The 25,673-nt window shown below is 73.7% G+C and carries 27 protein-coding genes; 9 read left to right on the plus strand and 18 right to left on the minus strand.

Annotated features, from left to right (window positions below):
• Window positions 1-4 precede the first annotated feature (4 nt).
• Both FHL80_RS00225 and FHL80_RS00230 read left to right on the plus strand, forming a co-directional pair.
• Window positions 5-1,117, plus strand: coding sequence for an ABC transporter ATP-binding protein (locus FHL80_RS00225; protein ID WP_138731476.1), 1,113 nt, complete (start codon window positions 5-7; stop codon window positions 1,115-1,117).
• 31 nt (window positions 1,118-1,148) lie between these two features.
• Window positions 1,149-2,678 carry a mannitol dehydrogenase family protein gene (locus FHL80_RS00230; RefSeq protein ID WP_138731477.1) on the plus strand — a complete coding sequence of 510 codons (1,530 nt, stop codon included), beginning with the start codon at window positions 1,149-1,151 and terminating at the stop codon, window positions 2,676-2,678.
• A 6-nt stretch (window positions 2,679-2,684) separates the two neighbouring features.
• On the opposite strand, the gene FHL80_RS00235 is transcribed toward FHL80_RS00230, so the two are convergent.
• Window positions 2,685-4,316: a glycoside hydrolase family 13 protein gene (locus FHL80_RS00235; protein WP_138731478.1), complete on the minus strand. Its 1,632-nt coding sequence runs from the start codon at window positions 4,314-4,316 to the stop codon at window positions 2,685-2,687.
• A 159-nt stretch (window positions 4,317-4,475) separates the two neighbouring features.
• Here FHL80_RS00235 and FHL80_RS00240 point away from each other — a divergent pair, with 159 nt between their 5' ends.
• Entirely contained in the window at window positions 4,476-4,943 is a 468-nt protein-coding gene (locus FHL80_RS00240; RefSeq protein ID WP_138731479.1) for a DUF4396 domain-containing protein, read from the plus strand.
• Window position 4,944: 1 nt separating this feature from the next.
• Here FHL80_RS00240 and FHL80_RS00245 read toward each other — a convergent pair whose 3' ends face one another.
• The 7 genes from FHL80_RS00245 to FHL80_RS00275 all read right to left on the minus strand — a co-directional run bounded on the left by FHL80_RS00245 (window position 4,945) and on the right by FHL80_RS00275 (window position 12,288).
• A complete protein-coding gene (locus tag FHL80_RS00245) occupies window positions 4,945-5,805 on the minus strand; it encodes an ABC transporter permease (RefSeq protein WP_138731480.1) in 861 nt (286 codons plus the stop codon).
• Entirely contained in the window at window positions 5,805-6,605 is an 801-nt protein-coding gene (locus tag FHL80_RS00250; protein ID WP_138731481.1) for an ABC transporter permease, read from the minus strand. The genes FHL80_RS00245 and FHL80_RS00250 overlap by 1 nt, the downstream gene beginning before the upstream one ends.
• Before the next feature lie 5 nt (window positions 6,606-6,610).
• Window positions 6,611-7,432: an ABC transporter ATP-binding protein gene (locus FHL80_RS00255; RefSeq protein WP_216870294.1), complete on the minus strand. Its 822-nt coding sequence runs from the start codon at window positions 7,430-7,432 to the stop codon at window positions 6,611-6,613.
• A gap of 4 nt (window positions 7,433-7,436) precedes the next feature.
• The gene (locus FHL80_RS00260) at window positions 7,437-8,513 is read right to left on the minus strand and encodes an ABC transporter substrate-binding protein (protein ID WP_138731482.1); all 1,077 of its coding nucleotides are present in this window, start codon (window positions 8,511-8,513) and stop codon (window positions 7,437-7,439) included.
• A gap of 200 nt (window positions 8,514-8,713) precedes the next feature.
• Window positions 8,714-9,736: an acetamidase/formamidase family protein gene (locus FHL80_RS00265; RefSeq protein WP_138731483.1), complete on the minus strand. Its 1,023-nt coding sequence runs from the start codon at window positions 9,734-9,736 to the stop codon at window positions 8,714-8,716.
• Window positions 9,733-11,154 (minus strand): APC family permease, encoded by a 1,422-nt coding sequence (locus FHL80_RS00270; RefSeq protein WP_216870295.1) that lies wholly within the window; start codon window positions 11,152-11,154, stop codon window positions 9,733-9,735. The genes FHL80_RS00265 and FHL80_RS00270 overlap by 4 nt, the downstream gene beginning before the upstream one ends.
• Window positions 11,155-11,241: 87 nt before the next feature.
• Window positions 11,242-12,288 carry an ABC transporter substrate-binding protein gene (locus FHL80_RS00275; RefSeq protein WP_216870296.1) on the minus strand — a complete coding sequence of 349 codons (1,047 nt, stop codon included), beginning with the start codon at window positions 12,286-12,288 and terminating at the stop codon, window positions 11,242-11,244.
• 22 nt (window positions 12,289-12,310) lie between these two features.
• Here FHL80_RS00275 and FHL80_RS00280 point away from each other — a divergent pair, with 22 nt between their 5' ends.
• Entirely contained in the window at window positions 12,311-12,754 is a 444-nt protein-coding gene (locus FHL80_RS00280) for a MarR family winged helix-turn-helix transcriptional regulator (RefSeq protein ID WP_138731485.1), read from the plus strand.
• A 137-nt stretch (window positions 12,755-12,891) separates the two neighbouring features.
• Window positions 12,892-13,077 carry a hypothetical protein gene (locus tag FHL80_RS00285; protein ID WP_246078354.1) on the plus strand — a complete coding sequence of 62 codons (186 nt, stop codon included), beginning with the start codon at window positions 12,892-12,894 and terminating at the stop codon, window positions 13,075-13,077.
• 20 nt (window positions 13,078-13,097) lie between these two features.
• Here the strand turns inward: FHL80_RS00285 and FHL80_RS00290 are convergent, their stop codons facing one another.
• Together FHL80_RS00290 and FHL80_RS00295 are read right to left on the minus strand one after the other, a co-directional pair.
• Window positions 13,098-13,526, minus strand: coding sequence for a hypothetical protein (locus FHL80_RS00290; protein ID WP_138731487.1), 429 nt, complete (start codon window positions 13,524-13,526; stop codon window positions 13,098-13,100).
• 109 nt (window positions 13,527-13,635) lie between these two features.
• Window positions 13,636-13,845: a hypothetical protein gene (locus FHL80_RS00295; RefSeq protein WP_138731488.1), complete on the minus strand. Its 210-nt coding sequence runs from the start codon at window positions 13,843-13,845 to the stop codon at window positions 13,636-13,638.
• 174 nt (window positions 13,846-14,019) lie between these two features.
• On the opposite strand from FHL80_RS00295, the gene FHL80_RS00300 reads away from it, so the two are divergent.
• Entirely contained in the window at window positions 14,020-14,814 is a 795-nt protein-coding gene (locus FHL80_RS00300; protein ID WP_138731489.1) for a helix-turn-helix transcriptional regulator, read from the plus strand.
• Here FHL80_RS00300 and FHL80_RS00305 read toward each other — a convergent pair.
• Both FHL80_RS00305 and FHL80_RS00310 read right to left on the minus strand, forming a co-directional pair.
• On the minus strand, window positions 14,811-16,034 hold the full coding sequence (locus tag FHL80_RS00305) for an acyl-CoA dehydrogenase family protein (RefSeq protein ID WP_138731490.1): 1,224 nt from the start codon (window positions 16,032-16,034) through the stop codon (window positions 14,811-14,813). The genes FHL80_RS00300 and FHL80_RS00305 overlap by 4 nt on opposite strands.
• A 41-nt stretch (window positions 16,035-16,075) precedes the next feature.
• Window positions 16,076-16,585: a mycothiol transferase gene (locus FHL80_RS00310; RefSeq protein ID WP_138731491.1), complete on the minus strand. Its 510-nt coding sequence runs from the start codon at window positions 16,583-16,585 to the stop codon at window positions 16,076-16,078.
• 167 nt (window positions 16,586-16,752) lie between these two features.
• Here FHL80_RS00310 and FHL80_RS00315 point away from each other — a divergent pair, with 167 nt between their 5' ends.
• Window positions 16,753-18,735, plus strand: a complete 1,983-nt coding sequence (locus FHL80_RS00315) for a non-ribosomal peptide synthetase (RefSeq protein ID WP_216870297.1) — start codon at window positions 16,753-16,755, stop codon at window positions 18,733-18,735.
• 171 nt (window positions 18,736-18,906) lie between these two features.
• Here the strand turns inward: FHL80_RS00315 and FHL80_RS00320 are convergent, their stop codons facing one another.
• Window positions 18,907-20,079: a serine/threonine-protein kinase gene (locus FHL80_RS00320; protein WP_246078355.1), complete on the minus strand. Its 1,173-nt coding sequence runs from the start codon at window positions 20,077-20,079 to the stop codon at window positions 18,907-18,909.
• Window positions 20,080-20,198: 119 nt separating this feature from the next.
• On the opposite strand from FHL80_RS00320, the gene FHL80_RS00325 reads away from it, so the two are divergent.
• Window positions 20,199-21,230, plus strand: a complete 1,032-nt coding sequence (locus FHL80_RS00325; RefSeq protein ID WP_138731493.1) for an ion channel — start codon at window positions 20,199-20,201, stop codon at window positions 21,228-21,230.
• Here the strand turns inward: FHL80_RS00325 and FHL80_RS00330 are convergent.
• From FHL80_RS00330 to FHL80_RS00350, 5 genes are all read right to left on the minus strand, one after another.
• Entirely contained in the window at window positions 21,179-21,697 is a 519-nt protein-coding gene (locus FHL80_RS00330) for a GAF domain-containing protein (RefSeq protein ID WP_138731494.1), read from the minus strand. The genes FHL80_RS00325 and FHL80_RS00330 overlap by 52 nt on opposite strands.
• Window positions 21,698-21,841: 144 nt before the next feature.
• Window positions 21,842-22,222, minus strand: coding sequence for a hypothetical protein (locus tag FHL80_RS00335; protein WP_138731495.1), 381 nt, complete (start codon window positions 22,220-22,222; stop codon window positions 21,842-21,844).
• Window positions 22,223-22,251: 29 nt separating this feature from the next.
• Window positions 22,252-22,728, minus strand: a complete 477-nt coding sequence (locus FHL80_RS00340) for a DUF2505 domain-containing protein (RefSeq protein WP_138731496.1) — start codon at window positions 22,726-22,728, stop codon at window positions 22,252-22,254.
• A 52-nt stretch (window positions 22,729-22,780) separates the two neighbouring features.
• The gene (locus FHL80_RS00345; RefSeq protein WP_216870298.1) at window positions 22,781-23,446 is read right to left on the minus strand and encodes a response regulator transcription factor; all 666 of its coding nucleotides are present in this window, start codon (window positions 23,444-23,446) and stop codon (window positions 22,781-22,783) included.
• Window positions 23,443-24,594: a sensor histidine kinase gene (locus tag FHL80_RS00350; RefSeq protein ID WP_138731497.1), complete on the minus strand. Its 1,152-nt coding sequence runs from the start codon at window positions 24,592-24,594 to the stop codon at window positions 23,443-23,445. Before FHL80_RS00350 ends, FHL80_RS00345 begins: the two co-directional genes overlap by 4 nt.
• A 189-nt stretch (window positions 24,595-24,783) precedes the next feature.
• Here FHL80_RS00350 and FHL80_RS00355 point away from each other — a divergent pair, with 189 nt between their 5' ends.
• Window positions 24,784-25,659, plus strand: a complete 876-nt coding sequence (locus tag FHL80_RS00355; RefSeq protein WP_138731498.1) for an ABC transporter ATP-binding protein — start codon at window positions 24,784-24,786, stop codon at window positions 25,657-25,659.
• Window positions 25,660-25,673: the final 14 nt, after the last annotated feature.

Below are 25,673 nucleotides of genomic sequence, written 5' to 3' on the forward strand. Positions count from 1 at the left end.
CCCGATGGCCTCTGTCACCTACGACCGGGCGAGCCGCATCTACCCCGGGTCCGAGAAGCCGGCGGTCGACTCGCTCGACCTCCAGATCGCCGACGGCGAGTTCCTCGTCCTGGTCGGCCCCTCCGGCTGCGGCAAGTCCACCAGCCTGCGGATGCTCGCCGGCCTGGAGGACGTCGACCGGGGCGACATCCTCATCGGCGACCGCAAGGTCACCAACCTCAAGTCCAAGGACCGGGACATCGCCATGGTGTTCCAGAGCTATGCCCTCTACCCGCACATGACGGTGGGGGAGAACATGGGCTTCGCGCTGAAGATCGCCGGCAAGGGCAAGGACGAGATCGCCACCCGGGTGGCCGAGGCGGCCAAGATCCTCGACCTCGAGGAGTTCCTCGACCGCAAGCCGAAGGCGCTCTCCGGTGGCCAGCGGCAGCGCGTGGCGATGGGCCGGGCCATCGTCCGCTCGCCGCAGGTCTTCCTGATGGACGAGCCGCTGTCCAACCTGGACGCCAAGCTCCGCGTGCAGACCCGCACCCAGATCGCCGACCTGCAGCGCCGGCTCGGGACGACGACGGTCTACGTCACCCACGACCAGGTCGAGGCGATGACCATGGGCGACCGGGTCGCCGTGCTGCGCAGCGGCCTGCTCGAGCAGTGCGACACCCCGCTGCGGCTCTACCAGCAGCCGGCCAACGTCTTCGTCGCCGGTTTCATCGGCTCGCCCGGGATGAACCTCGCCGAGTTCTCGATCGCCGACGGGCACGCCGTGCTCGGCAGCGCCCGGCTGCCGCTGCGCACCGAGTCGCTCAGCGCGCTGTCCGCCGAGGGGGCGGACCGGGTGGTGGTCGGCTTCCGGCCCGAGGCGCTGGACGTCGTCTCCGAGAACGACCCGGGTTCCTTCCCGGTCGACGTGGTCGTGGTGGAGGAGCTTGGGTCGGACGCCTTCCTGCACGGGACGCTGCCGGAGCTCCCCGAGGGCGCCGACGCCGACGCCCGGCGGGTCATCGCGCGGGTCGACCCGGCCCACCCCCCGGTCAAGGGCGAGCGGCTGCACCTGCGCATCCAGACCGGCAAGGAGCACCTCTTCTCCCCGTCGACCGGTCGGCGCCTGCCGGCCTGACCCCGCACGCCGCCGTCCTGAGGAGGACCCCGTGGCACCGCTCAGCGCGCAGTCGTTGTCGTCCCTCCCCCCGGAGGTGGCCCGGCCGACGTACGACCGGTCGCAGGTCCGGACCGGGATCGTCCACCTGGGGGTGGGCGGCTTCCACCGGGCGCACCAGGCCATGTACCTCGACGGCCTGCTCGAGCGGGGCGCGGCGGGGGACTGGGGCATCTGCGGCGTCGGGGTGCTCCCGTCCGACCGCCGGATGGCCGAGGTCATGGCCGCCCAGGACTGCCTCTACACGCTGGTGGTGAAGCACGCCGACGGGACCTGGGACGCCCGGGTCATCGGGTCGATCGTCGAGTACCTGTTCGCACCGGACGACCCCGAGGCGGTGGTCGAGAAGATGGCGGCGGAGTCGACCCGGATCGTCACGCTGACCGTCACCGAGGGCGGCTACGCCATCGACCCGGTGACCGGGCGGTTCGACGCCGGGGACGCCGGCGTCGTCCACGACCTCCAGGCGGGCGCGGCGCCGACCACGTCGTTCGGGTTCGTCACCGAGGCGCTGGTCCGCCGCCGGGAGCGCGGGCTGCCCCCGTTCACCGTGGTGTCCTGCGACAACATCCAGCACAACGGCGACGTCGCCCGGCGGAGCTTCGCCTCCTTCGCCACGCTGCGCGACCCCGAGCTCGGGGCCTGGGTCGAGCGGGAGGTGTTCTTCCCCAACTGCATGGTCGACCGGATCACCCCGGCGACCACGGACGACGACCGGGCCGAGGTGGCCTCCCGCTTCGGCATCGAGGACGGCTGGCCGGTGGTGTGCGAACCGTTCACCCAGTGGGTCCTCGAGGACCGGTTCCCGCTCGGCCGCCCGCCGCTGGAGGACGTCGGCGTGCAGGTCGTCGACGACGTCGAGCCCTACGAGATGATGAAGCTGCGGCTGCTCAACTCCGGCCACCAGGCGCTGGCCTACCTGGGCCGCCTCGTGGGGTACCGGCTGGTGCACGACGCGGCGCAGGACCCGCTCTTCCAGCAGCTGCTGCTCGGCTACATGGAGGAGGAGGCGACGCCGACCCTGCGGCCGCTGCCCGGGATCGACCTCGACCACTACCGGCGGGACCTGATCGCCCGCTTCTCCAACCCCGCCGTCCGCGACACCCTGGCGCGGCTGGCCTTCGACGGCTCGGAGCGGCTGCCCAAGTGGCTGCTCCCCGTCGTCCGGGACAACCTGGCCGCCGGCGGTGAGGTCCGCCGGTCGGCCGCGGTCGTCGCCGGCTGGGCGCGGTACTCCGAGGGCGTGGACGAGCAGGGGCAGCCCATCGAGATCGCCGACCGCCGGCGGGACGCGCTGCAGGCGCTGGCCGAGCGGCAGCGGGAGGACCCGCTGGCGTTCATCGCCGACCGCGAGCTGTTCGGGGACCTGGTCGACGACGAGCGGTTCACCGTTCCCTACGCCACGACGCTGCGCTCGCTGTACGACCGTGGCGCCCGGGCGACGCTCGAGGCGCTGGTCGCCGAGCTCCGGCCCGGCGGCGTCCCGTCCACGACCGGTGCCGGGACGGCGCCGCCCGACTGAGCCCGATCAGCCCTCGACGAGCCAGACGGCGGTGTCCGGCGGCAGCGCCACGCTGGCCGCCGAGGCCTTCACGTGCGTGGAGGACGCCAGCAGCACCGAGCCCGGGTTGGGCACCAGGACCGTCCCGGTGCCCATGTTGACCACGCACCGCACCGTCTCGTCGTCGCCGACGCTGCGCACGGTGAGCACGTCCCCCTGGGTCTGGACGGTCGCGTCCCCGGAGCCGAGCGCGGAGTGCGCCGCGCGCAGGGCGAGCGCCCGGCGGTAGAGGGTCAGCATCGAGCCGCCATCGCGGGTCTGCCGAGAGACCGCGAACCCCTCCCAGTCCGCCGGGATCGGCAGCCACGGCTCGGCTGCGCCGTCGGGGGAGAAGCCGACGCCGGCCGTCTCGTTCCAGGGCATCGGCACCCGGCAGCCGTCCCGGCCGGCCCGCGCACCGCCGCTGCGCCAGAAGATCGGGTCGAGCTTCGCCTCGTCGGGGACGACGGCCTGCGGCAGCCCGAGCTCGTCACCGGCGTACAGGTACGGCGAGCCGGGCAGCGCCAGCATCATCAGCGCGGCGGCGCGGGCCCGGGACGTGCCGAGCGCGCCGCCGCCGAACCGGGTCACCTGCCGGTCCTTGTCGTGGTTGCCCAGCACCCAGGAGACCGGCGCGCCGACCCGGCGGAACGCGTCGAGCGCGGACTGCACCCCGTCGGCGAAGGCCGCGGTGTCCCACTGCGACTTGAGCAGCCGGAAGGAGAAGGACTGGTGCATCTCGTCGGGCCGCGAGTACAGCGCCACCTGCTCCAGGTCGGCCAGGCAGACCTCGCCGACCAGCATGGTGCCCGGGTACTCGTCGCAGACCGACCGCCAACGGCGCCACACGTCGTGCACCTCGGGCTGGTTCCAGGTCATCGCCTGCTCCGGCCCGTGCCCGAACAGCGTGGGGGAGTAGCTGCCGGGGTTGTCCCGCAGCTCGGCGTCCTTGAACAGCCCGTAGGCGACGTCGACCCGGAAGCCGCTCACGCCGCGGTCCAGCCAGAACCGCAGGGTGCGGTCGAAGTCGGCGGCCACGGCCGGGTCCCGCCAGTTCAGGTCGGGCTGCTCGGGCGCGAACAGGTGCAGGTACCAGCGGCCGTCCGGCGTGCGCGACCAGGCCGGCCCGCCGAAGAGCGACTGCCAGTTGTTCGGCGGCTCGTCCGAGGGCGGCGCGAAGTGGTAGCGGGCGGCCTCGGCGGAGTCCGGGTCGGCGAGGGCGGCCTGGAACCAGGGGTGCCGGTCGGAGGTGTGGTTCGGGACGACGTCGAGGATGACCCGCAGGCCGAGCTGCCGGGCGTCCGCCACGACGGCCTCGAGGTCGGCCACGTCGCCGTAGTCCGGGTCCACCGCCCGGTAGTCGACGATGTCGTAGCCGCCGTCCGCACCGCCCGAGGGGTAGTGCGGGTTGATCCACAGCGCGTCGACCCCGAGCCAGGACAGGTAGGGCAACCGGGAGCGGAGACCGGCCAGGTCGCCGATCCCGTCGCCGTTGCTGTCGGCGAAGGAGCGCAGGTAGACCTGGTAGACCACGGCGGTCCGCCACCAGTCGGCCGGGGCCTGCCCGGACGCGACGGAGTGCTCGGTCGAGGTCCGCACCGTTGCGAGCCGGGATGCCATGGACAGAGCATCGGCAGTCGGTCGGTGCGTCGGCTGTGTCCCAGGTCACCAGAAGATCGCCGGATCGCTGGCGCATCTCGCCAGGCACAGGCTTCGTCCGTCCCGGAACAGTGCAGCTGCCACTTGCGGAACACACCCCCGGGGGGTATTACGGCTGGCATGGAGCACGCGCAGCACACAGAGCACCGGACGTCGGTCAGCTGGGCCATGGCCCGGCAGGCGACGCTGCACTGCCTCACCGGCTGCGCCATCGGTGAGGTCCTCGGGATGGTCGTCGGGACGGCGCTGGGCCTGCCCGACGCCGGCACGGTGGTCCTGTCCATCGCGCTGGCCTTCGTCTTCGGCTACGCGCTGACCATGCGCGGGGTGCTGCGCGCGGGGCTGCCGTTCCGGCAGGCGCTCGGCGTGGCCCTCGCCGCCGACACCGTCTCGATCACCGTCATGGAGGTCATCGACAACACCGTGATGCTCTCCGTGCCCGGTGCGATGGAGGCGGGGATCAGCAGCGCGCTGTTCTGGCTGTCGCTGGCCGGGTCGTTGGCGCTGGCCTTCGTGCTCACCGTCCCGGTCAACCGCTCGCTGATGGGGCGTGGCAAGGGGCACGCCGTCGTCCACCGGCACCACTGACTCAACTGCCCTGCCGCGGGGTCATCCCCATCCGGCTGAGCACGATGCTCTCGACCACCTGCACGAGGTCGTAGAGCACCAGCGACACCGCGGTGACCAGCACCACCGCCAACCAGACCAGCGAGAACTGCACCTGGGAGTAGGCGGTCTGGATGGTCGAGCCGATCCCGTCGCCGGTGGCCAGCCACTCGACCAGCAGCGCACCGGTCAGCGCACCGGGCACCGAGATGCGCACGGCGGCGAAGAAGGACGGGGCCGACGCGGGCAGCGCCACCGTGCGCAGCGCGGTGAGCGAGTTGCCGCCGTGGACGGTGATCACGTCGACCATCTGCGGCGATGCCGAGTGCAGGCCGAAGGCGATGTTCACCAGTGCCGGGAAGAGCACCACGATGCCGGCGACGACCGCGACCGTGGCGACGTCCCGGCCGAACACCAGGATGATCAGCGGTGCCAGGGCGATGAGCGGCACCGAGCGCAGCAGCATCGCGACCGGCATCAGCGCGTGCTCGACGCCCTGGGACAGCCGGAACGCCGTGGCACCCAGCAGCGCGACCACCAGCCCCGCGACGAACCCGATGAACGCGTGGACGAGGCTGACGCCGAGATCATCGCGCAGCAGCGCCAGGTGCTCGCCGGCGTCCTCGTCGGTGACCAGGTACGCCCACACGTCGGCCGGGCCCTTGGCGACGTAGGAGGAGATGCCGAACAGCTCGATGGCGCCGGTCCACAGCACCAGCACGACCACCAGGGTCAGCGCGAAGGTCAGCAGCGAGCGGCCGAGCGCGCGCAGCACCTGCCGGCTGGCCTCCCGGCGGACCTCCCTGCGGCGCGCGGCCGTTCCGCTGGTCACGGCGTCCGGCATCAGCGCCCACCTCCTCTCGACCACGGCGTGATCAGCTGGGCGAGCAGCCCGAAGAACGCGAACCCGAGGATCGCCACCGCGCCGCTGGCCAGCGCGATGCCCCACACGCGGGGGGCGTTGAGGCCCTGCTGGGCCGCGGTCATCGCCGGGCCGATGCCCAGGTCGACCTTGCCGAAGTACTCGCCCAGGACGGCGCCCAGGAAGGCGGCCGGGACGGCGATCTGCAGCGCGTTGAGGATGCCGGGGAGCGCCGCGACCAGGCGCACCTTGCGCAGCTGGGTGAGCCTGGTGCCGCCGTAGACCGACACGACGTCCAGCGCGGCCTGGTCGGCGGCCTTGAGCCCGAGCAGCGCACCGACGACGGTGGTGAAGAAGCAGCTGAGCGCGGCCAGGAAGACCGCCGTCCCGGACGGGTCACCGGGGTCCGGCGCCCCGGCGATGATGAGCACGAGCGGCCCGATCGCCACGATCGGGATGCAGTAGGTGATGGTGGCGACCTGCATGACCAGGCCCTCGCTGCGCGGGACGAGCAGCACGACGGCGGCCAGCAGCAGGGCCAGCGCGTTGCCCCACAGGAAGCCGCGGGCGGCCTCGTCGAGGGTGATGCCGACGTTCCGCCGGTAGAACGACCAGCCGTCGGTGGCCCACTGGCGGACCACCTCCGGCGGGGTGGGGATCGCGTCGGCGTTCCCCGCGCCCACCCCGGAGAACAGGGTGACGGCCAGCAGCCACCACAGCGCGACCAGCACTCCGGTGCCCAGGACGCCGATCGCCCAGGCGGGCAGTCGCAGCCGGGACATCGCGGTCAGCCGTCGGCCGCTGCGCCGCCGGCGCCGAAGAGCAGCTCGGAGGCCTGGTCCACATAGGCGTGGAACTCCGGCGTCCGCTGCATCTGCGGCGTGCGGGGGCGGGGCAGGTCGATGTCGATGACCGCGGAGACCCGGCCGGGCCGCGGGCTCATCACCGCGACCTGGTCGGACAGGAACACGGCCTCGGTGATGCCGTGGGTGACCATCAGCGTGGTCGCCGGCTTCTCCGTCCAGATCCGGAGCAGCTCCAGGTTCAGCCTCTGCCGGGTCATGTCGTCCAGGGCGCCGAAGGGCTCGTCGAGCAGCAGCACCGTGGGCCTGAGGATGAGCGAGCGGGCGATCGAGACCCGCTGCCGCATGCCACCGGACAGCTGGGCGGGCTTGGCGTCCTCGAAGCCCTCGAGACCGACCAGCGCGACCATCTCCCGCAGGTACGCCTCGTCGACCCGCTGACCGGACACCTCGAAGGGCAGCCGGATGTTGGACAGCACGCTGCGCCACGGCAGCAGGGCCGCGTCCTGGAACGCGATGCCCAGCTGGTGGCCGCGGCGCAGTTCCTGCGGGGTCTTGCCGTCGACCCGGATCGAGCCGCTGGTCGGCTCCTCGAGTCCGGCGAGGATGCGCAGGACGGTCGACTTGCCGCAGCCCGACGGCCCGAGCAGCGACAGGAAGGTCCCCTGGGCGGTGTGCAGGTCAGCGTCCTGCAGCGCGGTCACCGACCGGCTGCGCATGCTGAAGACCTTGGTCAGCCCGGAGACCTGCACCCCGGTGCCCCGGGCGGCACCCGGGGCGCCGGCGGTGCTGGCGAGCTCCGTCACGGCCTCAGCCGGCGTAGTCGACGAGGTCGGGGTGCTCCTCGTAGACCTCGTCGAGCAGGGACAGGTCGAACAGGTCGTCGGCGGAGACGTCGATGCCGGCACCGGCCAGGCTCTTCAGGGTCTCCTGCTGCAGCTCGTCGGAGATGGTGAACAGGCCGTCGGCATCGGTGTCGCTGGAGGTGATGAGCTGGTCGTTGGCGACCTGCGCCGACTGGACCTCGTTCTCCTCGACCAGGCCGAGGTCCGAGCCGTAGTCGGCGAGGGCCAGGTCGATGGCGGCGGCCGGGTCCGCGATGGCGTCGGTCCACCCCTTGATCTCGGCGACCAGGAAGTCCTTGAGCATCTCCCGGTCCTCGGCGATCGTCTGGTCGGTGGCGGTGAAGGTCTCGGCCACGAACGGGAGGCCGTTGTCGGCGAAGGGCAGGTTGGTGACCGGCTTGCCCTGCGCCGCGACGGTGATCGACTCGTTGGTCAGATAGGCGACGAAGCCGTCGACCTCGCCGTTGACCAGGACCGAGGGGTCGTACTGCACCGGGACGATGGTCAGCTCGCCCTCGTCGATCCCGTTGGCGGCCAGCAGTGCCTTGAACAGGCTGGTGTTGGAGTCCTGCACGCCGATCTTCTTGCCCACCATGTCCTGCGGCGTGGCGATGTTGCCGCCGTCGGCCAGCGACAGGATGGTGAACGGGTTCTTCTGGTACGTCGTGCCGATGATCTTCACCGGTGCGTCCTCGTTGGCGACCGCGGTGCCGATGGAGACCGCGTCGCTCAGCGCCACCTGCACCGAGCCCTGCACCAGCTCCGCGACGCCGGTCGAGGGGCCGGCGACCAGGTTGACGGCGGAGAACCCGGCGTCGGTGTAGTAGCCGTTGGAGTCGGCCAGGTACTCGCCGGCGAACTCGGCGTTCTTGATCCAGGACAGCTGCAGGCTCAGCTCACCGTGGCCGTCCTCGGCGCCGCCGGAGGAGCTGGCGTCGGCGTCGTCGCTCCCGCAGGCCGCCAGGGCGAGGACGAGGCCGGCGGCGGTGACCGCGGCGGCGGTGCGCCTGGTGTTCCGGCCAGGGGAGGTGGGCAGGCTCATGGAGGTCCTCGCTCGACGTCGTGTTCGGGTGGCACCAGACCCGCCGCCGATCACCGGCGGGGTGCGGGTCGAACTCCAACCGACGCAGATGTCGGTCGAGCGGGCATTGTGTTTCGGCGCCGTGAAGCACGTCGGAGGAAGGTCACAGTTCCGACAAGGCCGGGGTCCCGGGCCAGCCGGAGCGGGCCCGGGGACCCCGGTCAGCGCTGCGCGAGGTAGGCGGCAGCCGTGTCGCGGAGCCGGGCGTGGACGCCGTCGAACGCGGCCGCGCCGGGCAGGTACCGCTTCGCCAGCTTGGCCACCATCGTGTAGTTGGTGTCCACGACGTTGCCAGCCGGCGCCAGCCCGGCCTGGCTGACCAGCTGGTAGGCGTCGAGGGTGTCCCAGCCGGTCAGCTCCGCCGCCCAGCCGACCAGGTCGCGCTGGCTGACCCGGTAGGCGTCCTCCAGCGGGCGCACCGAGCCGGTCGACATCAGGAACTCGTCGCTCTCCAGCCGGGGCCACGCCGGTGCGCCGCCCTTGACAAGGTCGACGACGACGACCGTGCGCATGGCCGCCTCGACCGCGGTGCCGCAGGCCTCGCCCTCGCCCTGCCGGCAGTGCCCGTCGCCGAGCGAGAGCTGCGCGCCGGGCACGTTGACCCCCAGGTAGACCGTGGTGCCGGCCCGCAGCTCAGGGGTGTCCATGTTGCCGCCGTGCGCCGCCGGGGTGATCGACATGAACACCTGGCCGGCGGCCGGGGCCACGCCGAGGGTCCCGTGCATCGGGTCCAGCGGCAGCTCCACCTCCGGGCCGCCGCGGCGCGGCCGGAACAGGCAGGTGCCCCGCTCCCGGTCGACCTCGTAGACCCAGACGACCTCCTCGAGCGGGTCGTGCAGCATCGCCGTCTCGTGGGTGGCGGTCAGCGCCCCGAAGTGCGGGAACGTCGTGGAGACCGCCCAGTCCCGGGCCGGTGCGATGTCCACGACGTGCACCGCCAGGGTGTCGCCTGGCTCGGCGCCCTCCACGTGCACCGGCCCGGTCACCGGGTTGAGGTAGGGGAACTCGCAGACCTGGCTGGGCAGGTCCTCGACCGAGCGCACCCGGCCGCCGAAGCAGTCCTCGGTGGTCAGCTCGACCACCGTGCCGGGGCGGACCCGCAGCAGCGGCTCCGCGCCGCCGAAGACGTAGCGGAGCTGGTCCGGTGCCGGGTCGAGCGGGACGACCTCCAGCTGGGCCGTCACCTCTCCTCCTCGGCCAGCACGGGCTTGCGGCCGGTGACCAGCAGGAAGACCAGCAGCCCGAGGCCGATGGCCAGCCACACGAAGCCGAGCTCCTGGGCGGCCACCTTCGCGTTGTAGATGACGTAGGCCAGGATCGCGAAGCCGATGACGGGCACGACCAGGTGCCGCCACCAGTCCCGGCTCTTCTGCCGGACCACGTAGTGCACGACGACCGAGACGTGCAGCAGCAGGAACGCCGACAGGGCGCCGAAGTTGACCAGCGTGGACAGCAGCGAGATGCCGTCGTCCCGGCTGTTCATGTAGAGGCCCAGCACCAGGCTGACCGCGGCCACCAGCAGCGTGGCGTTGACCGGCACCCGGCGGGTCGGGTGCACCTTCGCCAGGAACGACGGCAGCTGCCGGTCGCGGGCCATCGCGAACAGCAGCCGTGAGGTCGCCGCCTGCGCGACCAGCGAGTTCGCGAAGCCCCAGGCGATCGCGGTGGCGACCGCGGTGACCACGTACAGCCAGTGACCGCTGGCCGCCTCGGCGGCGTCGTAGAACGCTGTGCCGCCGGCGTCACCCTCGGAGATCAGGGTGTCGGGGGCGGGCACCAGCAGGGCGGCGATCCAGGTCTGCACGATGAACAACGTCCCGGCCAGGGCGAGCGCGGCGATCATCGACTTGCCGATCGAGCGGGCCGAGTCGCGGTTCTCCTCGGCCAGCGTCGAGATGCCGTCGAAGCCGAGGAAGCTCAGCACCGCGATCGAGACGGCGCCGAAGACCAGGCTGAAGGAGAACGTGTCGCTGTTGTAGATCGGGGTCAGCGCGTCCAGGCCGTTGCCCTTCCCGGCGGCCAGCGCGATCACGCCGATCACCAGGAACACCGCGAGCACGATGAGCTCGCCGATCAGCATCAGCTTGTTGATCCGCGCGGTGAACTCGATGCCGAGGTAGTTGACGACGGTGTTGAGGACGACGAAGCCGACCAGCCACACCCAGACCGGGATGCCGCTGACGATCGCGTTCATGGCCACGGCGGCGATCAGGTAGAGCAGGCCGGGGACGAGCACGTAGTCCAGCAGGATCATCCAACCGGCCAGGAACCCGACCGGCTGGGCGATGCCGCGGCCGGCGTAGGTGTACACCGAGCCGGCCATCGGGAAGGCCCGGGACATCTGCGAGTACGAGGCCGCGGTGAAGGCCATGGCGAGCCCGCCGACGGCGTAGGCGAGCGCGATCATCCCGCCCGAGGCCTGGAAGACGCTGCCGAAGATGCCGAACGGCGCGATCGGGACCATGAAGACCAGGCCGTAGACCAGCAGGTCGGTGAAGCTCAGCGAGCGCTTCAGCTCCTGGTGGTACCCGAACGCCTCGACGCCCGGGGTGTCCTCGCCGGTGCTGACGGCCGGTGGCCGGGTGGTGCGGGGGTCGGTCACGAGGACTCCTCTCGACTGCCGGCCCTCGGCCGGACGGGTGGAGAGTAGGACGAAGTTGTTTCCAGGTGGAAACTCGTCCTCCGGTGGTCAGCCGGCGGCCACCTCGGTGAAGGACAACCCGTCTGCGCGCGCCAGCCTCGGCGGCGGGGGAGGAGGCGGCGGCTGCGTCCCGCCGCCGGTCGACAGCAGGGCGCAGGCCAGCCGGACGCCGTCGTAGAGCCCGCGGGCGTACGCGCAGACGACCGGGGCGTCGGCCCCGGCACGGCGGGCGTGCCGTTCCTGCAGCGCGAGCTGCCCCTCGTCGCCGGAGGCCGGGGTGGCGGCGAAGGACGGCATCGTGGCGTACAGCTCCCCGGTGGCGTCCCCGCCGAGTGCGTAGAGGCCGTTCTCCTCCAGCGCGCCGGACAGCCGCACCACCCGGCGGTCCAGGCCGGCGCGGGCGAACTCCCGGTGGAACAGCGCGAGGTCCCGACCCACCAGGCTGAGCAGGACGGCGTCCGCGCGGCTGCGCACGACGAGGTCCAGCAGCGGGTTGGGGTCCCCGGGACCGAAGGGCACCAGCGCCTCGCCGACGACCTGGGCGCCGAGCCCGGCCAGCGTCGTGCGGGCGGCACGGTGCACCGCACGCGGCCAGACGTAGTCGGTGCCCAGCAGCACCCAGCGGGTGGCCCGGCGGCGGGTCACCAGCCAGGCCAGCGCGGCGGCGTGCTGGGCGTGCGGGCCGAGACCGGTCCGCCGGACGCCGGGCAGGCTGCGCCCGCCCTCGTGCGGCGGGGTGAAGACGTAGGTGCCGCGGCCGGCCCACGCCCGGGCGACCGAGCGGTGCACGTCGCTGGTGTGGAAGCCGACGAGGCTGTCGAACACGCCGGCCTCCCGCAGCGCGAGCGCCTCGGCGGCGACGACGTCCGGCGCGCGACCGGAGTCCACGGGCACCAGCTCGACCCGCCGCCCGGACGCCCCGCCGGTCTCGGTGCACTCCTCGGCGGCCAGCGCCGCGAGGTCCAGCGCCGAGGGCGCGGTCAGGGCGAGCGGCCCGGACAGCGGCACGGCCAGGCCGATCCGGACGGCGTCGGGTGCGGGACCGGAGACGAGGACGTCCCAGGGGTCCCGCAGCGGAGCCGGGTCGCCACGCACGCAGTTGAGTATCGTCAGCCGCATGCCGGGGCGAGAGGTGGACACCTCCGCCGCTCCGCGCGCGGACCTCGTCGAGCTGCTCACCGCCACGTCGCGGCGGGTCTCCCGGGCGGTCGCCGGGGCGCTCGCGGAGGACGGCGGCACGCTGGACGGCTACCGCGTGCTCCGCCTGCTGGCCGCCTCGCCCGGCCGCACGATGGGCCAGCTGGTCGCCACGCTGCACCTGCCCGGACCCACCGCCACCAGGGTGGTCGACGGTCTCGTGGACTCCGCCCTCGCCTACCGGCTCCCCGACCCCGCCGACCGGCGCCGGGTGGTCGTGCACGCCTCGGCGCTCGGCCGCACCCGGCTGGCGCGGTGGGAGGGGCTGGTCGCCGCGCAGGAGGCCGCGCTGGCCCGGTCGCTGGGCGAGGACCGGGTGGGTGCGCTGGTCGCGGCCCTGGCCGAGTTCGTGGACCGAGGGTGAGCCGGCGGTCCGCTGGCCGGCTCCGGCCAGCATGATTGGGACGATGTGGTGCCGGGCACATCGTCCCCGTGAGCACGTACGCCGTCGGTTTCTCCCGTCCCGATCGTCGGTCGTGGGCTCAGCCGGCGGACCAGGCCATGTCGTGGCACGCGGTGGAGGCCCACCGCCCGGCTGACGAGCTCGACGGCGAGGTCGAGCTGGCCGTGTGCGGCGCGATCGTGCAGATCTGGGGCACGCAGGACTGGGACCGGGTGAGCGCGGGCCGCTCCGCCTGCGCGGAGTGCCGGCAGCGCACCGCCCCGGCCCTCCGCTCCGTGGGCTGACGCGCGGGGTCACTCCCGGGTCACGGCGCGGGCACGACCACCAGTGCGTGTGCATCGCCGCCGCACTCGGTCTGCCGGGGCCCCAGCGGCTCGTAGGTGACGGGGACCCGCCGGTGCGCCACGACGTCGCCGGTGGCAGTCGAGCTGACCACGACGTCCACCTCCGCTGGTCGCAGCACGGTGTAGACGAGCACGCTGCTGGTCGCGGGCGCGCCCACCGGGCCGTCGAGGAAGCCGCACCCGGTGTCGGTGTCCGGCGGACAGCCGACGGTCACCACCAGGTCCTCCAGCGACGTCCACGCCGGATCGAGCCCGACCGAGATGCTCGCGGCGAAGGTGGTGGACGGGCACAGCGGGTGGCCGCAGCCGGCACACGCGGTGACCACTGTCCCCAGGCAGCCCAGGGCCCAGCCCCAGCCGTGGTCCGGCATGCGGGTGGTGGTCGGCACGGCCGTCCTCCCGAGGGGTGGTCGGGCCCCAGGATGACGCCGGGACCGGTGCAGCGGAAGGCGCTGTCCTCCGCGTCGTGGGGACGGGCGCGGAGGGCGGACCCCGGCATCAGCAGGCGGCGCCGACCGTCGCGTTCGCGCAGGTGCCGTCGTAGGCGGGCAGGTCGGGGAAGCCCGGCACGGCTGCCGTGGTGTCGCGGGTCAGCAGCACGACGGCCAGCGTGACGGCGACCGCCACCAGGACCATCGCCATGACGACGGTGAGGGCGCGGTGGGCGCCGGCCCAGCCGGCGCCCGGGACGTGGGTGATCGCGGACATCGGGGTTCCTTCCGGCCGCGGGTGCGGCTCGCTGGACGGGGTGCGGATCCCGGCCTGGCTGACCGGCGCAGCACCAGGCTCCGCATCCGGCCCTCCGCGGGGTATACGCACTCAGGCGTATTCCGCCGGCCGTCGTCCCGGCCTACCGTCGGTCCGTCGGCTGGAGGGGAGCCCATGACGACCAGCGAGCTGCACGCTGCTGACGTCGAGCGGCTGGTGGCGGTGCTCGAGGACGCCCGGTCGGACGACCCCGGACCGGCGATGCCGTGGGCCCTGCTCGAAGGGCTCCTGCACTTGGTGCCGTGCGACCTCGAGGTCAGCTACCAGCACCACGAGTACGCGGCGTACCGCATGCCGCTCCACCAGGTGGTGGAGCCCGGCGGCGTCCGGTCCGGGCCCTTCAGCACGCCGGAGGACCCGGACGACCCCTTCTGGGTCTACTGGTGGCATGGCCCGTGCTCCTGGCCGCAGCGCACCGGTGACCTGCGGCGGGTCACCATGATCCGGGACTTCTTCCCCACCGAACGGGATCGCCTCGCCGACCCGATCAGCGACGTGCTCGGCGCCGAGCTGCACGACTGCATGCTCGTGTCGCTGCCGGCGCCGCCGGGGGAGGCGCGGCGGATCTGCTTCATGCGGGGGAGCGGACCGCCGTTCACCGAACGCGACCGGCAGATCGCCATGCTGCTGCGGCCACACCTGCAGGAGATCTGGCTGGACGCCGAGCGGCGCCGGTCCGGCGTCCCGAAGCTGACGCCCCGGGAGTGGGAGGTGCTGGCCCTGGCCGCGGAGGGCGTGCCCTTCGCGGCCATCGCCGACCAGCTGTTCATCTCGGTGGGCACGGTGCGCAAGCACATGGAGCACGTGCGCGAGCGGCTCGGCGTACACAGCATCCCGGCCGCGGCGGTGAAGGCGATGCCGCACGCCCCGGCGCACCTGCGGCTGCCCCGGCGGCGGCCGCCGGGCTAGATCGACTGCGGGGGCTCCGCCTGCTCCTCCCGCGGCCGGGACGACCGGCGGCCGGTGATCGCCGAGATGCCGGTGATCTCCCGGCCGACGATCAGCGCCTGCACGTGGTCGGTGCCCTCGAAGGTGTAGATCGCCTCGATGTCGGCGTGGTGCCGGGCGATGTGGTGCTCGAGCAGGATGCCGTCGCCACCGAACAGGTCGCGGGCGTCGGCGACGATCGCCCGGGCCTTCTTGCAGTTGTTCATCTTCGCCATCGACGCCATGGCCGCGGTCATCCGGCCCTCGTCGGCCAGCTTCGACAGCCGCCAGGACAGCAGCCGCATGCTGGTGATCTCGGCGAGCATCCGGGCCAGCTTCTCCTGCACCAGCTGGTAACCGGCGATCGGCTGACCGAACTGCTCCCGCCGCAGGGTGTGGGCCAGCGCGAGGTCGTAGGCGGCCTCGGCGATGCCCAGCGCGCGCCAGGCGACGGTGTACCGGGTGCGGTCCAGCACGACCGAGACGTCCTTGAAGGAGGAGCAGTGGGCCAGCTTGTTCTCCGCCGGCACCCGGACGTCCTCGAGGGTGATCTCGGCCTGCCACACCGCCCGCAGCGCCGTCTTGCCGGTCATCCGGGTCGCGGTCCAGCCGATCGACCCCTTTGGGACGACGTAGCCACCGACGTTGCCGTCCTCGCCGCGGGCCCAGATGAGGACCAGGTCGGCGATGGTGCCGTTGCCGATCCACTTCTTGGCGCCGTTGAGGACGTACTCGTCGCCGTCCCGCCGGGCGGAGGTGGACAGCGCCACGGCGTCCGACCCGTGCTCGGGCTCGGTGAGGCCGAAGGCACCGATCTTCTCCATCCGCGCCATCTCCGGCAGCCAGCGCTGGCGCTGCTCCTCGTCCCCCAGCAGCGCGATGGACTGCATGGCCAGGAAGCTGTGCACCCCGTAGAAGGTGCCCAGGCTGCCGTCGGCCCGCGCCCACTCGGCGGCGACCAGGCCGGCGGCCACGGCGCTCATGCCCGGGGAGCCGTAGCCCTCCACGGTGCCGCCGGCGATGCCGAGCTCGGCCATCTTCGGGATGAGCCCTGCTGGGAACTCGGCCCGCTCCCAGAAGTCGTTGATGATCGGCGTCACCTCGCGCTCGCAGAAGTCGCGGACGCGGTCGCGCACCTCGATCTCCGCGGGCTCCAGCAGGTCCTCGAGGGCGTAGAAGTCCGCGGTAGCAGCGTTGCTCACGGTGCCGAAGCTACCTGCGGGTCACCGCCGGTGCCGTGTGCTCAGCGCCGCTCGAGGGAGCCCCGCAGGAGGGCTGCCTGCCCAGCGTGCTGCAGGTCGTCGCCGATGACGCTGAGCAGCCGGACGCCGAGGGTCACCGGAGGGTCCCAGCGCCGGTCGACGACCCGGTCGAGGTCCTCGGCCCCCAGGGTGCCGATGAACGCAGCGGTCCGGCGGTGCACGTCGGCGTGGTAGTCCAGGAGCAGCTGCGGATCGGTGATCTCGGTCCGGCCGACGTCCTCGCTGGAGAAGCCGTAGCCGTGCGCGCTGGGCGGGAAGGGCAGCGCGAAGCGGTCGGCCCAGCCCGCCTCGGTGTAGGCCTGCTCGACCCCGGCCACCTCGGCGACGTGGTCGTCCTGCACCCGGGTCAGGTGCCAGACGAGCCAGGCGATGGTGTTGGCCCCGGGGTCCGGTCGTACGGTGAGCAGTGCGGGGTCGATCCCGTCGAGGGCTCCACGGACGGACTCCTCGACGTTGTCGAAGGCGGTCAGCAACAGGTCCCGGCTCTCCATGCCGGGCCGCTACCCGTCCGCCGCCCTGCGTCAACCCAGGCTGTCGGTCGGACGCCCGGTGACGCCGGGTGGCGCGCAGCGAGTAAGTTGTCGCGGTCAACATGTTCGTACCCGATCGTGCTGCGGACGATGCGTGCAGGTCGGGAACCCGGGGCAGGGGAGGTGGCGTGGCGTACCGAGCAACTGCCAGCGGCCTGGCCCCGCTCGCGGAGGGTGATGCCGACGGGCGGCTGATCGACCGGCTGGTCGACGTGGCCCTGGCCCAGCCCGAGGTCGTGGCGCTCGCCGACGACGGGCGCACGCTGCGCTTCGGCGACCTCGTCGGCGCCGCCGACGTCGTCCGGGCAGCGGTGGCCGGGGCGGCCGGCCCGGGAGCGCCGGTCGCCGTCCTGCGCCGGCCCGGGGTCGGCGCCGTCGTCGCGGTCGTCGGTGTCATCGCGGCCGGCCGGCCGGTCCTCGTGCTGGACCCGACGACGCCGGTCGCCCGGCTGCGCCACTACGTCGAGGCCGCCGGGGCGGCCGTCTGCGTCGCCGACGCCGAGGACGCCGAGGTCGCCGCCGAGGTCTGCGCCACCGTGCTGGTGCCCGAGGACGCCGCCCCGCTGCCGCACACCTGCCCGGAGCAGGCTGCCGACTCGCTGCGCTCGGCCCCCACCGGGCCGGCCGACCCGGTGGCGATCGTCTTCACGTCCGGGTCCACCGGCCGCCCGAAGGGCGTGTTCTCCGACTCCCGGTCGCAGCTGCACGACGCGTGGACCAACTCGGTCGCCACCGGCTGCTACGCGGCCGGGGACGTGGTGGCCAACCTGCTGCCGCTCGGCTTCGACGCGGGCCTCCGGGGCGCGCTCGCCGGGCTGGTCGTCGGGGCCACGCAGCGGCTGTTCGACCCGCGGACCCGGTCGATCACCGAGCTGCCCGGCTGGCTGGACGAGGTGGGCGCCACCGTGTTCCTGGCCAGCCCGGCCATCCTGCGCGGCCTGGTCTCCACGCTGCCGGCCGGCCGGACCCTGGACACCCTGGCGATGGTCACCATGGCCGGGGAGACGGTCCACGGCAGCGAGCTGGCCGCGATCCGCTCGGTCGTCGGCCCGGCGTGCGAGATCCGCAACCGCTACGGCTCCACCGAGACCGGCCTGATCGCCGAGTTCGTCGTGCGCCCGGACGACCCGGCGCCCAGCGGGGCGACACCGGTCGGCTGGCCCGTCGCCGGGCTCCGGTTGCAGGTGCAGGACCAGGACGGCGCCCTGCACGACCACGGCACCGGCCGGCTCGTCGTCTCCTCGCGGTGGCTGTCCGGCGGCTACTGGGGCGAGCAGCAGCTCACCGACGCGGTCTACACCGACGGGGCCGACGGCGTCCGCTCGTACCTGACCAGCGACACCGCGAGCATCGCCGAGGACGGGTGCATGCGCCTGCTCGGCCGGACCGACCACAGCGTCAAGGTCCGCGGGCACCTCGTCGAGCCCGGGGAGATCGACGCGGTGCTGTTCGCGCACCCCGACATCACCGAGGCCGTCGTCGTGGGGGTCACCGCGCCCGCCACCGGCCGGGTGCACCTCGCCGCCTACGTGGTCCCGGCGGCCCCGGGGCTCGACGCCGCCGCCGTCCGGCGGGTGGTGGCCGACGCGCTGCCCACGTTCATGGTCCCGCAGGACGTCGTCCTGCTGCCCGCGTTGCCCCGCACCGAGCGGGGCAAGCTGGACCGCGCCGCGCTCCCGCCGGCACCGGGGCTGACCGTCTCCGCCGCCACACCGCGGTCGGACTGGGAGCGCGTGGTGTCCGGCCTGGTCGCCCGGGTGCTGGAGCTCGACGCCGTCGGGATGGACGACGACTTCTTCGAGCTCGGCGGCGACTCGCTGGCCGCGGAGGCGCTGCTGGCCGCCGTCGCCGAGGAGCTGGGCGTGCCGGGGCGGGAGCTGTCGGCGGACCTGCTGATGGAGTTCCCCACGGTGTCCGCCTTCGCCGCCGCGGTGGACCGACGGCGCTCCGAGCTCCCGCCGCCGCAGCAGACCGCGGCCCGGCCGGACGCGCCCACCGCGCTGGCCTTCCTCGCCGGGGCCGGCGTGGTGGCGCTGGGGCAGTTCCTCCTCCGGCGGCTGCGCCCGACCCGGCGGGTCTCCCGCCCACGCCGCCGGGCGTCGACGCGCTGACCCCGGTCCGGGCGGCCCCCGGGTCCTGAGGTCAGTCCGTGCCCTCGTCGTCGCTGGCCGCCTCGAGCTGCTCGACCTGCTCGGGGGTGGCCTGCTCGAGTGCGATGTCGCGGGGCTGCGGCTCGTCGTGCTCCGGCGTCGTCATGACCTCACCCTGCCCCACCCGCCGGGTCAGGACAGGGTGATCACGCCGGTCACCAGCAGGGCCAGGGTCGCCAGCACCAGGACGACGACCAGCACCAGCAGGACGATCGGGACGACCACCCAGCGGCGCTTGAACCGGAACCGGCGCTGCTTGGCCGCCGCCCGCCGCTCCCGCCGGGGCAGCGGGGGCTCGTGCCGGCGCTCGTTCGCCTCCTTGACCTGCTCGCGGGCGTCCCGGACGGCGGTGCCCAGCACGGCCTTGGACGACGACGCCAGGGAGAGCAGGTCGGCGAGGTCGAAGCGCACGACGTCCCCACCGGCGGGGCTGCGGATGCCCAGCCGCGGGCGGGCGCGACCGGTCCTCCTGGGCTGCGGCCCGGCGGCGACCGCGGCGAGCTGCTCGCGGGCCCGGGCCGCCGAGGTCCGGGCGGCCGGGTCCTTGGTCAGCAGCCCGCGCAGCACCGGCTCGAGCGGGCCGGCAGCGACCATCGGCGCGGGTTGCTCACCGACCACCGCCAGCAGGGTGGCCATCGGGGTGTCCCGGTCGAAGGGGCTGTGCCCCTCGACGGCCGCGTACAGCGTCGCGCCCAGCGACCACAGGTCGACGGCGGGACCGGGGGGCCGACCGTTGGCGCGCTCCGGCGCCATGTAGGCGGGGGAGCCGAGCACCGCGCCGTCGGTGGTGAGCGAGGAGTCCTCGGTGGTGGTGGCGATGCCGAAGTCGGTGAGGCAGGCGTGGCCGTGGTCGTCCACCAGCACGTTGCCCGGCTTGACGTCGCGGTGCAGGACGCCGGCGGCATGGGCCACCTCGATCGCCGACAGGACGTCGAGTCCGATCCGCGCGACCTCGGCGGGGGAGAGCGGCCCGTCCTCCTCGAGGATCCGCTGCAGGCTGCGCGACCGGACGTGCTCCATCACCAGCCAGGGGCGGCCGTCCTCCTCCACGACGTCGTGGATCGCGACGACGTGCGGGTCCTCCAGCCGGGCCGCGGCGCGGGCCTCGCGGAACGTCCGCTCCCGGAGGACGGCGCGCTCGGCGTCGTCGAGGTAGATGGGGTAGCTGATCTCCTTCAGCGCGACCTCGCGCTGCAGCACGCGGTCGTTGGCCAGCCAGACGACGCCCATGCCGCCGCGGCCGAGCTCGCCGGCGATCTCGTACCGCCCGCCGACCACTCGGGCGCCTGCCTCTGGATCGATCACGGGAGTGGTCCTTCCCTGGCCCGGACGCGCGCAAGCACGAGGCCCGCGGCAGCCTCAGCATGCCCGGTCCCCGGCGGTGGGCGGTAGGTTCCCCGGGCGTCCGTCCCGGCAGGAGGCCCGTGTTCTTCTTCCTCTCCCGGCTCACCCGCCTGGTGGGCAGCCGGCTGCACGGCTGGCGGCTGCCGCTGCTGGTCATCGTGCTCGTCTTCCTGACGAGCTGGCTGGCGATGGCGCTGGTGGAGCCGGCCGGCAGCCCGATCGCCGAGCCGGCCACCTACTGGTGGTACTTCGTGGTCACCGCCGCGACGGTGGGCTACGGCGACTTCTTCCCGGTGTCGACGGCAGGCCACCTCGTCGGCACCTACGTCATCGTCGGCGGGATCGTCACGCTGACACTGCTGTTCACCCGGCTCGCCGACTACCTGCAGTCGGCTCGCGGGCGGCGCCGGAGGGGGATGAGTGCACTGCAGTTGACCGACCACGTCGTCGTCCTGGGCTACGTGCCGGGGCGGACCGAGCGGATGCTCACCGAACTGCACGCGGAGAACGCGACGCCGATCGCACTGTGCGCCTGGGACGACGTCCCGGAGAACCCGGTGCCCGAGGACCCGGTCGTCTCCTTCGTGCGCGGCGACCTCGCCCACGCCGACGTCATGGACCGGGCCTGCGTCGGCCGGGCCCGGACGGTCGTCGTCGACGGGCGGGACGACAACGAGACCCTGGCGATCGCCGTCGCGGTGGAGCACGCCAACCCGGGGGTGCACACGGTGGCGGCGCTGCGTGACCTGGGCCGGCGGGACAACCTGCGCTACGTCAACCCGGGGATCGCCTGCGTGCAGTGGCACATGCCCTCCCTGATCACCGAGGAGGCGCTGGACCCGGGCATCACCGAGGTCTACAGCGACCTGATGAGCAGCGGGGGCGGCGGCAACACCTACTCGGTGCGGCTGCCCGCCGGGCACGGGTTCGGCGCGTTCGGGGACTGCCAGCAGCACCTCGGGCGCACGTACGGGGCGACCGTGCTCGCCGTCCGCACGGCCGAGGGCCTCCAGCTCAGCCCGGCCTGGGACACCCCCCTCCCGGAGGGGACGACGCTGTACTACGTCGCCCGCTCGCGGATCGCCGACGACGGGCTGCTCGCGGCCCGGTGAGCCGACGCGTCCGCGGGGAGCATGGTGCTCAGCATCCGGGCGGTCATCTCCACCACCGGCAGGAAGCGGACCAGGGTGCGCGGCTGGGCGCGGACCGAGAGCCCGCAGAGGGTGCCGAACAGGGTGCCCTGGCGGGTGACCAGCGGGACGCCGATGTAGGCGGCGACCCGGTGCGGCAGGCCGGTCTCCAGGTCGCGGTAGGCCGGGGTCGCGGCGGTGACGGTGGCGACCCGCGGACCGTTCCCGCTGACCATGGAGTGGCAGAAGCTGCGGTTCCAGGAGATCGAGGTGCCCGGCGGCAGGACCTCCGCGGGATGGGAGTGCAGCACCACCTGCAACGGCTCCTGGACCTCGGTCACCAGCCAGACGTCGAGCCCGACGGTGCGGTGCAGGAAGGCGAGCGAGGCACGAGCGGCCGACGTCCAGTCCTCGAAGGGGACGACGTCGTCCACGAGGATCGTGCTCATGCACCTGGTTACGTCGGTGTCGTTCCCCCCGTCAATCACTTCGCACGCTGCAGATCCGGTACTGCCGCGATCCACCCTCCCCGTGGTCGGCTCGCCACGGTGCGTGGTCGGCGCGTGGGGCGGGCACCCGGGCCGGCCGAGGGGTCATCGCCGGTCGAACCGGGTCACCCGGTCCGGCTCGGCGGTGAACGGGTTGGCCCACTCCGACGCCGCCCCGGTGATCGGCTGGGCGTCGGTGACCACGGTGAACGGGCTGCCCGGGTAGACGGCCAGCACCCGGGAGCTCGAGGTCAGCTCCACGGTGTGCTCGAGCAGCTCGCCGCGGCGGAGCTGCTGGGTCGTCCGGCGCCCGCGGAGCTCCTCGCCGACCTCCGCCCGCCACTGCGCGCCGTCGTGGGTGAAGTCGATGGCCTGCACCCGGTCGGCGGGTGCGGCCGGATCGCAGCCGGCGAACTCGGCGAGGGCGTCGTAGAGCCGTTCCGCCTGCTCGTCGTCGCTGACCCGGGGGACGAAGAAGGCGACCATGCCGCGATCGTCGCAGCCGGCACCGACAGTCAGCCCAGCCGGCGCCGGAGCAGCTCGTCCTCCCGCCGCAGGACCACCGCGACCAGCTCGGTGACCGCGCCCTCGGCCTGCCGCCCGATGAGCGGTGCGTCGACCTTCGCCTTCCCCGTGACGGTCGACCTGGTGCCGTCCCCGGTCGCGGTCAGCAGCCGCTCGCCGGTGACCCGGACCGTCCGGCCGAAGACCTCGGCCCGCACGTCCAGCGCGCCACGGTGACCCGCGCCGTCCGGCGCCCAGGTGGTGCGCTCGACGACGGAGACGGAGGACCCGACGAACCGGGCGAAGACCGTCGGGATGCCTGCCGTGGGGGCGGCGAGCCGGACGGTGCTGACCGGTCCGGCCACCGTGACCTCCTCGGCCTGCCCGCCGAGGGCCGCGGCCCGGTCGTGGAGGAAGGCCTCGTCGGTGAGCAGGGCGAGCACGGCGTCCGGCGGGGCGGGGTAGGACGCGGAGAAGTCGATGGCCACGCCTCATCCTCGCTGCCCCGGGGCGTCGCCGCGTTCCCAGCCGAGTCCTGACTCAGCCCTCGAGCAGACCGGCCTCGTGGGCGAGGATGGCCGCCTGCGTGCGGTTGCTCAGGTCGAGCTTGGTGAGCAGCCGGGAGACGTAGGTCTTCACGGTCGCCTCGCTGACGAAGAGCTTCTCGGCCAGCGCAGCGTTGGACTTCCCGGTGCCGAGCAGCCGCAGCACCTCGAGCTCACGGTCGGACAGCGCGGCCAGCCGGCGCAACGCGCGGGACCGGCGCGGAGCGGCCTTCTTGTCCACGTAGGACTCGATCAGCGCCGCGGTCACCTTGGGCGACAGGGTGGCGGTGCCGTCGGCGACGGCCCGGACGGCAGCGGCGATCTCCCGCGGTGGGGTGTCCTTGAGCAGGAAGCCCGCAGCTCCCGCGGCGAGCGCTGCGTAGACGTAGTCGTCGACGTGGAATGTGGTCAGGACGGCGACCTGGGGCGGATCGGGTTCGGCGAGGATCTCCCGGGTGGCGGCCAGCCCGTCGAGCACCGGCATGCGGATGTCGATCAGCACGACGTCGGGGCGCAGGTCCCGGGCGGCCCGGACCGCGGCGGCGCCGTCACCGGCCTCGCCGACGACGGTGAAGCCGCCGGCTGCCTCGAGCACCGTGCGCAGGCCGAACCGCACGAGCTCCTCGTCGTCCACCAGCAGCACCCTGATCGGTCCGGTCACGTCGGCAGCACCGCCTCGACGCCGAAGCCGCCGTCCAGCCGCGGCTCCGCGGTCAGCCGGCCGCCCAGCGTGCGCACCCGCTCGGCGAGCCCGACGAGCCCGTAGCCGCCACCGCGCGCCTCGGCGACCCGGGCCTCCCGGGGCGGCCCGTTGACCACCCGGACGACGAGCTCCCCGCCGGCACGGTCGACCCGCACGCACACCGGGGCGCCCGGTGCGTGCCGACCGGCGTTCGTCAGCGCCTCCTGCACGATCCGGTAGACGGCGCGTCCGACCGCGGGATCGACCGGAGCGGCGTCCGGGTCGCCGGCGACGAGGTCCACGGTCATGCCCGCCCTCCGCGCGTCGGTGACCAGCCGCAGGAGGTCGTCGATGCCCGGCTGCGGGCCGAGCGGCGCACCCTCGTCGACGTCACTGCCGCGCAGCACGCCGACCATCTGGCGCAGCTCGTCGAGCGCCTGCCGGCCGGCGGACTGCACGTTGCCGGCCAGCTGCTCGACGCGTCGCTGGTCGGCCGCGGCCATCTCGATGGCGCCGGCCTGCAGCACCATGAGGCTCACCCGGTGACCGACGGTGTCGTGCATCTCGCGCGCGATCCTGGTCCGCTCGCTGAGCACCGCCTCACGGGCCAGCAGCTCGCGCTCGGACTCCGCCCGCTCGGCCCGCTCGGTGAGCGCGGCGAGCAGCTCGGCACGGGTCCGCGCCCACGCGCCCAGCGCGCCCGGCAGGACGACGGCCACCAGGGCGAGGCCCACCGCCCCGATCGTCTCGTTGGCGGTCGGGAGGCCCCAGGGCTGCAGGACGGCGACCGAGCCGAGGACCGCCGCGGCGATCCGGACCGGCCAGCGCCCGTCGTAGCGCCCGACGGCGTAGGCGGTGACCAGCAGCGCGATCGTGACGGGCGGGGAGAGGGCGGTGAGCAGCACGCTGACCGCGAACGGGACCAGCGGTGCCCGCCGGCGGAAGGCGAGGAGCAGGACGACGAGCACCACGGTGCCGGCCACGTCCACGGGGAGGGGCAGGAGGTCCGCGTCGTCGGGGGCGCGGCCGGTGAGGGTGACCGCGACCGCGCTGACCGTGGCGAGCAGCACCTCGAGCCAGACGGCGCGCAGCGGCAACCCCGGCCACAGCCGCGTCCGGATGCCCATGCCGGCGAGCGTAGGGCGCGGCGGGCGGTCGTCGGGTCGTCCGCGAGTGGACGGTCACCGTCAACTTCCGGATGACCCGGGATCGACGTCCGGCCAGCGCATTCGCGGCCTCCGGGTGACGCGGAGACCGACCTCGACGGCGTTACCTCTGCCATCGAGACCGGACGAGCCGGTCGAACGGAGGCCATCATGATCACGGTCAGCGGACTGACCAAGGAGTACGGCGAGCGGACCGTCGTCGACGACGTGTCCTTCACCCTGGAGCCGGGCACCGTCACCGGCTTCCTCGGGCAGAACGGCGCCGGCAAGACGACGACGATGCGGATGATGACCGGCCTGGTGCCGGCGACCGCAGGCACCGCGCTGGTCGACGGCCGCCGCTACACCGATCTGCCCAACCCGGGCGCCGTCGTCGGGGCCCTGCTCGACGCCTCGGCCGTGCACCCGGGACGGACGGGGCGCACCCACCTGCGACTGCTGGCGTCGGCGGTGGGCGTCGGAGCGTCCCGCGTCGACGAGGTGCTCGACCTCGTCGGGCTCGCCGATGCCGGACGCCGGCGGGTGGGCGGCTACTCGCTGGGCATGCGGCAGCGGCTGGGCATCGCCGGAGCGCTGCTCGCGGACCCGCCGGTGCTGGTGTTCGACGAGCCGGCCAACGGGCTGGACCCCGAGGGCATCCGGTGGATGCGCGACCTGCTGCGGAGCCACGCGGCCCGCGGGGGCACGGTCCTGCTGTCGAGCCACCTGCTCGGCGAGGTCGAGCACACGGTGGACCGGCTGCTGGTCATCGGTGCGGGCCGCATCGTGGCCGACGGCCCGGTCGCCTCGCTGCTCGGCCGCGACGGGACGACGGTTCGTGCCCTCGACCCGGCCCCGCTGGCGCGGGACCTGTCGGCGGCCGGCCTGCCCGTCGAGCTCGGTTCGGAGGGTGCGCTGGTCGTCCCGGGCGCCGAGCCGTCCCGCGTCTTCGCCGTCGCGGCTGCCGGCGGCCACGTCCTCACCGAGCTCCGTGCCGACGAGCGCGGCCTCGAGGACCTCTTCTTCCAGCTCACCACCGCGTCATGACCGCCGCGGTGCAC

This window comes from Modestobacter excelsi (assembly GCF_005930495.1).
GTDB lineage: Bacteria > Actinomycetota > Actinomycetes > Mycobacteriales > Geodermatophilaceae > Modestobacter > Modestobacter excelsi.